Source organism: Empedobacter sp. UBA1574, assembly GCF_002322895.1.
In the GTDB taxonomy this organism is placed as follows: Bacteria; Bacteroidota; Bacteroidia; order Flavobacteriales; family Weeksellaceae; genus Empedobacter; species Empedobacter falsenii_B.
Genome location: NZ_DCOI01000031.1, coordinates 23,125 through 30,371, shown reverse-complemented (window position 1 = coordinate 30,371; position 7,247 = coordinate 23,125). Strand labels below are relative to the sequence as shown.

General features: G+C 31.7%; 9 protein-coding genes and 1 riboswitch. All 9 genes read right to left on the bottom strand.

What is annotated here, in order from left to right; translation table 11 throughout:
• Positions 1–263: hypothetical protein (locus tag B3578_RS09520; protein ID WP_291048153.1), on the bottom strand; the 263-nt coding region annotated here is incomplete at its 3' end.
• 92 nt (positions 264–355) lie between these two features.
• Positions 356–1,609 carry an MFS transporter gene (locus B3578_RS09515; RefSeq protein ID WP_286496264.1) on the bottom strand — a complete coding sequence of 418 codons (1,254 nt, stop codon included), beginning with the start codon at positions 1,607–1,609 and terminating at the stop codon, positions 356–358.
• A 154-nt stretch (positions 1,610–1,763) separates the two neighbouring features.
• Complete coding sequence (gene ribB, locus B3578_RS09510) at positions 1,764–2,426, bottom strand: 3,4-dihydroxy-2-butanone-4-phosphate synthase (RefSeq protein WP_114999705.1); 663 nt, start codon at positions 2,424–2,426, stop codon at positions 1,764–1,766.
• Positions 2,427–2,557: 131 nt separating this feature from the next.
• A riboswitch (FMN riboswitch) is annotated at positions 2,558–2,686 on the bottom strand.
• A 355-nt stretch (positions 2,687–3,041) separates the two neighbouring features.
• Complete coding sequence (locus B3578_RS09505) at positions 3,042–3,662, bottom strand: SGNH/GDSL hydrolase family protein (protein ID WP_115002005.1); 621 nt, start codon at positions 3,660–3,662, stop codon at positions 3,042–3,044.
• A gap of 6 nt (positions 3,663–3,668) precedes the next feature.
• Positions 3,669–5,078 carry a radical SAM protein gene (locus B3578_RS09500; RefSeq protein ID WP_280037369.1) on the bottom strand — a complete coding sequence of 470 codons (1,410 nt, stop codon included), beginning with the start codon at positions 5,076–5,078 and terminating at the stop codon, positions 3,669–3,671.
• A 46-nt stretch (positions 5,079–5,124) separates the two neighbouring features.
• The gene (locus tag B3578_RS09495) at positions 5,125–5,358 is read right to left on the bottom strand and encodes a hypothetical protein (RefSeq protein WP_114999703.1); all 234 of its coding nucleotides are present in this window, start codon (positions 5,356–5,358) and stop codon (positions 5,125–5,127) included.
• Between the two features lies 1 nt (position 5,359).
• Entirely contained in the window at positions 5,360–5,560 is a 201-nt protein-coding gene (locus B3578_RS09490) for a hypothetical protein (protein WP_114999701.1), read from the bottom strand.
• Positions 5,560–6,306 carry a prolipoprotein diacylglyceryl transferase gene (locus B3578_RS09485; protein WP_349676203.1) on the bottom strand — a complete coding sequence of 249 codons (747 nt, stop codon included), beginning with the start codon at positions 6,304–6,306 and terminating at the stop codon, positions 5,560–5,562. Before B3578_RS09485 ends, B3578_RS09490 begins: the two co-directional genes overlap by 1 nt.
• Before the next feature lie 94 nt (positions 6,307–6,400).
• Positions 6,401–7,234, bottom strand: coding sequence for a 1,4-dihydroxy-2-naphthoyl-CoA synthase (locus B3578_RS09480; RefSeq protein WP_114999699.1), 834 nt, complete (start codon positions 7,232–7,234; stop codon positions 6,401–6,403).
• Between the last annotated feature and the right edge of the window lie 13 nt (positions 7,235–7,247).

Genomic DNA, 7,247 nt, shown 5'->3' with positions numbered 1-7,247 from the left:
TTAACAAGGGGAAGATTACAGTATCTGTTTATAAAATCTAAGATGTAAAAATCTTTATAGATATTATTAATAGGACTACTTCCTTCATAACATAAATAATTATGTTTAGGTTTTAAAAAGCGAATTGATTCTTTTTCGAAGTTATTCTTGATTGTAAAGTGTATCATATTATTTTCGACTTTATCAACCTTTATTTTAATTTCATCCTTATTACAACTCAACAAACCAAATCCTAAAAGTAAAAAGTAAACAATAGATTTCATTGATAATTATTTTCTTAAAGATAACAAAAAAGCGAATCAATTGATTCGCTTTACTTTATTTTAAAACCTTTACTTCTTTTTATCTTAATATTTTATTCTAAGGTTACTTTTCGAATAGGTTTGATGAAAAATGCAATTAAAATTACGGTTAAAATTGTCATTGTTCCACCAAAAATAATTCCTGGAACTAACCCTAAAAATGTTGCAGCAATTCCACTTTCTAAAGCTCCTAATTCGTTAGAAGAACTCACAAATATTGAATTGACAGATGAAACACGACCTTTCAAATTTTCGGGCGTTTTAATTTGTAAAATACTTTGACGAATTACCATCGAAATTGCATCAAAAGCACCTCCAAACATCAAAATCACAAAACATAAATACAGATTTTGACTAAATCCGAAAGATATAATGCAAATACCAAACATTGCGACTGCTCCCAATAATTTTGGTCCAACATTTCCTTTTAATAAACTTGGAATCATCGACAAGAAAAACATCATTATAATCGATCCAATTCCATGTGCTGAACGTAATAATCCAAAAGCTTCAGAACCTTGATTCAATACTTTTTCAACGAAAGCTGGTAACAACGATTCTGCTCCACCAAAGAAAACCGCAAACATATCCAAACTCAAAACAGCTAATATAATTGGCGTTCCCCAAATAAATCTCAAACCTTCTTTGATACGTATCATTGGCGATTCTGTCGATTCTGATTCTGATATTTCTGCTGGTTTTTTAGAAATTAATAATATCATCACCATCGAAATACACATAATTGTAAAAGCGGTTATCAAAGCGGCTTCAATACCAAATTTTGCTAAAATAACTCCTCCTGCCAAAGGTCCTAAAACTGATCCAATCATAAATGCAGACGAAGAAACTGGAATTGCTTTTGTGTAGTTTTCTTTACGGACAACTAAGGCTAAAAGTGCAAATAAAGCTGGTCCGCTAAAGGATCTTGTCAATCCTAAAATGAAAAATGCAAAATAACAGATTCCCAAATAAACAGGAATTCCGATTGCTTGGCGAACTGACGGAAAGTTAACAATCATCAAGACAAAAGAAGCGGTCATAAAACAACCAATACTTCGTACCAAGATCATCCGTTTATCCAATTTATCGACCAATTGTCCCGCATAAAAAGCAGTTAAAAGAATTGGTAAAAACTCGGCTAAACCAATTAATCCAAGAAAAATTTCTTTCTGAGTGACTTTAAAAATTTCGTACGCAACAGACGTACTCTGAATGAATAAAGCAAAGATTAAGGAAAACCTTAAAAATATGAATGGAATAAATTCTTTATTTTTCCAAACGGATGGAACTTTCTCCTCTGATGTCATTTTGTAATTTGAATTTTAAGTTTTTAAATGTACATTGATTTTATTCAAAATTACCTTGATTTTGGATAATAAATTTTGTATAAAATCAAAAAAAATCTTCGTGTATTTCTACCCGAAGATTTTTGAAAGTTTATGATGTATTTTATTGTTTAATTTAAGCGAATTCTAATTGTTTTTTCTCCTCTAATTGAAGACGATATTCGTAAATATCCTCAATTGTCAAAACAGTCATTTCATGTTTTTCGGCAAAATCTATAATTTGCGGAACTTTCGCCATTGTACCATCAACATTTGTCAATTCGCACAAAACTGCTTCATTTCCTAAACCTGCTAATTTCACAATATCAATACTTCCTTCTGTATGTCCTCGACGTTCCATAACGCCTTTTGGACGAGCAATTAAAGGAAAAACATGTCCAGGTCGATTAAGGTCAGTCGGTTTTGCAATTGGATTAATTGCTGTTTTTATCGTTTGTATACGATCGGCTGCAGAAACACCAGTTGTTACACCTTCTTTTGCTTCAATAGTTACTGTAAATGCAGTATGAAAACGTGAGTTATTGTTTTCGACCATAGGATTTAGCTCCAATTCATCTGCTTTTTCTTGTGTAAGACACAGACAAACAATACCGCTACATTCACGAATCAATAAAGCCATATCAGGCGCAGTAATTGTGGAAGCAGGAAAAATGATATCACCCTCGTTTTCACGATTTTCATCATCAATTAATAAAATTCCTTTTCCGTTTTGTAGATCTTTTATTGCATTTGCAATTCTTTCATTGGCTGTTGAGCCAAATTGTGTGATTGTTTTCATTTGATTTTTGTTTTATCATGAAACATCACTTCAGGGCGAAACACATTGTTAAGTAATAAGCTCAAAGTTGTGCGTCATGAGTTTTTCACTCAGAACTTAACACTTATCACTCATGACTTTCAGTTGTGTTCAATTTTCTTCTCTCATCCAGACTATACTGTCGGTTTTGGAGTTTCACCAAATCAGTCCAATAACAGTTGTTAAAGGAGTCGCGGACTATAACCGCCGGTAAGGAATTTCGCCTTGCCCCGAAGAAAATTTCGTTTGTTAATACTAATTTTTTATTTGAAAAATTACCATAAACTTTCGCGAACAAAGTTACAAAACCAAAATGAGTTATTTATAATGAATAAAGATTATTTTGTTTACTATCAATAAAAACCATATCTTCATTAAAACACTAATAAAATGAAAAACAAAGCATTAAGAATAATTCTGAAAATTGGTTATTACGCTTTATGCGGATATTTAGTTGGATTATTAATTTCTTAGATCTCACCAACTGGAACAAGCCAAAACGCACCATTTACATGTATAGCTGGATCAATGACTTTTTTATTTTTTAAAGATTATATCATTCCATATTACAGAAGTCAAATTCAACAAAAATAGATTTTACAAATATTTCTCTACAATCGGTTTGATTTGATTTGCGATAAATTGATATCCTTTTTCATTTGGATGAATACCATCTTTTGAAAGAAATTCTTCTTTAGTTGAATTAAAACGTGAGAAAATATCAATAAATTCTATTTGATTTTGAAGTGCTAATTCTTTTAGCTTTTGATTGTATAATTCAATTTTTTGAGTCGTACGAAATTTACGTTTAGGAACTTTTATTCCATCAACCGTTTTAGAGATTGGTAAAATACTTATCACATAAATGTTAACTGTAAATTCTTTTGCTTGAGAAATTACTTCAAAAAGATTTGATTCAAAATTAACAAGAGAAACCAATTCTAAATCATTTCTTTCAGCTAAATCATTTGCGCCATAAAAAAAGAAAATTAGATTTTCGTCAGGAGAAAAGCGCGCTTTTGTCTCAACTTCAAATCGTTTCATTAAACCTTCTGTTGTCTCTCCTCCTATTCCGAGATTAAAACAATTGACTTCGTTTGCATTGTTATTATAAAACTCAGCATGGCAATAACGTTTCAAAATTTCTACATAACCTCCCAAAACCCCGTCATATTCGCCGTAGGTAATACTATCTCCAAAAAATAAGCAATTTGTCATCATCATCTAAAACAACACTTTATCCTCTTTTCTCAATTCTTCTAAATAAGCAGCTTTTTCGTCACGATAAAATAAATTCATTGTTTCGAATGGAATTAATTTCAAATCTTTGTTGACGATATGTACGCAAGACTTTTTAACAGCACGAACATCAAAATCATGTGCATCCATAAAATTCAAAATGATTATTCGGAACAAATTATCGTAATCTAAATCCAATTCGGGCGCGCAAACTTCTGGTAAACAACAAAGCAACTGATTCATTTTTGGTTGTACTTTATCCACAGAAATTCCTGTGCTAAAAATATCCAACAACTGTACTTTCAATTCTTCATCTTGTTCGTAAACAATTGTATTTTTTGATTCGTTATTCAATAAATCGGCAGGATTTATATAGCGTGTTAACGGAATTACCTCGTCATTTAATTTTAACATATATCCCATTGCCAAAGCATCAGGATTACACGAAACCGGAATAATATCATCTCCATTGAAAAGAGGATATTGATTCAGAATCTCTTGACGAACTTCCGTTAAGGTAATTTTTTCATGAATAGAGTCTTCTCTGTTTCGGCCTGCAATTTCTACAGGTTGAAAAGTAACTCCACGTACACATTTTTGTTTTAAAGCAAAATCGATGATTTTTCCAATTTCATCCGTATTTTTATCTTTTTGAAGAACAACAACCAAAGTTGTAGAAAGATTTAATTCATTCAATTTTTCTAAAGCTTTCATTCGAACATCTGTCAAATCTTTTCCTCGAAAATCTTCTAAAACTTCTTTTTTAAATGAATCAAATTGTAAATAAACTTCAAATTCTGGTGCATAAGTTGCTAATTTTTCTGCAAAACCTGGATCATTCGCAATTCTAATTCCGTTTGTATTCAACATCAAATGTTTAATTGGTTTTGATTTTGCAATTTCCATAATCTCAAAAAATTGTGGATGAATTGTTGGCTCTCCGCCACTAATTTGAACCACATCGGGTTCGCCTTCATTTTTAACAATGGTATCAAACATCGCTTCTATTTGCTCTAAACTACGATGAGAACCGTAATGTGGCGATGACATGGCGTAACAAGTAGGGCACGTTAAATTGCATCGATCCGTCACCTCAACAATTGATAAACACGAATGTTGCTCGTGATCGACACACAAACCACAATCGTACGGACAACCATATTCTACATCTGTCTCAAAATGCAAAGGCATTTCTGATGCTTTATTGTAATTTCTTATGTTTTTATAATAATCGACATCCGTTGCTATTTTTGTTTTGAAGAAACCATGATCTGGACAACGTTTTGTCATAAAAACATTCTCGTCCTCGATAATAATTTTTGCACCAACACGTTTTAAACATTCTGGACAAAGTGAAATTGTATAATCGTAATACGTGTAATTTCTAACCGGCATAATATAAGTTTTAAGTAGATTTAAGTTTTAATGAAAGGTACGATGTTTACATAGATCCACAAACCATTCCTGAAATAATAAGTGTAACCAATGCACACATTCCAAAAATCATTAAATAGTATTTTGAAGATTTACTTTTTCCAGAAATAGAATTTATGATTAGCGAAATTACTGTTCCAACAGCGCCTCCAATAAGTGCAATTACTGCTAAAATTGCTATAATAACATAAATAAAATCGTTTCCAAATCCTCCTTCTGCAAATATTACTGAATATATCATATTAGTTTCCAATTAAAATTAAGCCACAAATTGAACCCGAAGCAAGTAAAATCCCTATTCCCCAAACCATTAGTTTTAGAGACATTTCTACACTTTCTATCTCATTTTTATTCTTTGTAAATAAGTACAAAATAAAACCTGCTACAGAAAGTACAGAACCAATAAGAAGTAAAATAAAAACAATTGTAAATAAAGATTCCATTAGTTAGATTTAAGTTGTGATAACTTAAAGATATAATAAAAAATAACACCAACACAAGTAATTTGAATAGAACTTAATCCTAAAAAAATGGGATGTATTGGTTTGATAAAATTTAAACAGAAACGAAACACAAAATAAGCCAGCATAAAGATTTGAAACAAATATCCAGAAGGATAAATATATTTTTTCTGAACGATTTTTAAAACTATCCAAAGCAAAATAAGGTAAACAATTTCGTACAAAGCAACTGGATGACGTAACAATCCATCGCCTAAATCCATTCCGAAAATAGATGTTGTTTCTATTCCATATGTTTGTTCATAAACGCCTGTTAAAAAGCAACCAATTCGTCCAATTATCATCGCTAAAATCAAAGGAAAAGTAATCAAATCTCCTGTACTTTCTTTGTATCTAATTATCTTTTTTGTGAGTTCTACACCAATTAAACCAAAGGTTAAACCACCTATGATTGTGTTACTTGTCCAGAAAAAGAGAAAAGGATTTTTTGCATCCAAAAGAGCTTGCGGATTTTCTAATGTTCCAATTATTTTAGATCCCAAAAGTGCACCAATTAAAGCGCCTATAATTATACTAAACGATTGTGTTATCGATAAACTTGATTTGTTTCGTTTTCGTAGAAATGCATAATAACGCATCGCAATAAAAATTCCGACCGATTCGAGAATAGGATGAATTAAGACTGAATGTCCAAAAATTTCAATGGATACAGGAAAATCTATTATCACAAATTAATTAGGTTTTGAGTAAAAGTAATTGATTTTATAGAAATAAAAAAAGCGATGTTAAACATCGCTTTTCGTTTATATTTTGAAAATTTTCTTATCTAAATTTAGAAAAATCTCTTGGACGTTTTTCTAAGAATGCATTACGACCTTCTACAGCCTCTTCTGTACCATATGCAAAACGTGTTGTTTCACCTGCAAAAATTTGTTGTCCAACTAAACCATCATCTACCAAATTGAATGCATATTTCAACATTTTAATTGCTGTTGGCGATTTTGTTAAAATCTCTTGTGCCCAATCAAAAGCAACTTGTTCTAACTCGTCATGCGGAACAACTAAATTCACCATTCCCATATCGTAAGCCTCTTGTGCAGAATAATTAAGACCTAAGAAAAAGATTTCACGGGCACGTTTTTGACCAACTTGTTTTGCCAAATAAGCCGAACCGTAACCACCATCAAATGAAGCTACATCTGCATCAGTTTGTTTGAAAATCGCATGTTCTTTAGAAGCCAATGTCATATCACAAACCACGTGCAAAGAATGTCCTCCTCCTACTGCCCAACCATTTACAACGGCTACAACAACTTTTGTCGAAAAACGAATTAAACGCTGAACTTCTAAAATATTCAAACGTCCAACACCATCTTGTCCTTCATAACCTTTTGCACCACGAACGCGTTGATCACCTCCAGAACAAAAAGCCCAACCACCATCTTTTGCAGATGGTCCTTCTCCTGTCAATAAAATTACACCAACTTCACGATCTTCTTCTGCTAATTGAAAAGCATCTAATAATTCGAAAACAGTTTTTGGGCGAAATGCATTACGAACTTCAGGACGATTAAATGCTATACGCATTACTCCATCACATTTCTTGAACGTGATATCTTCGTATTCCTTTACCGTTTGCCAATTGATTGTTGCCATTATATATTTTGTT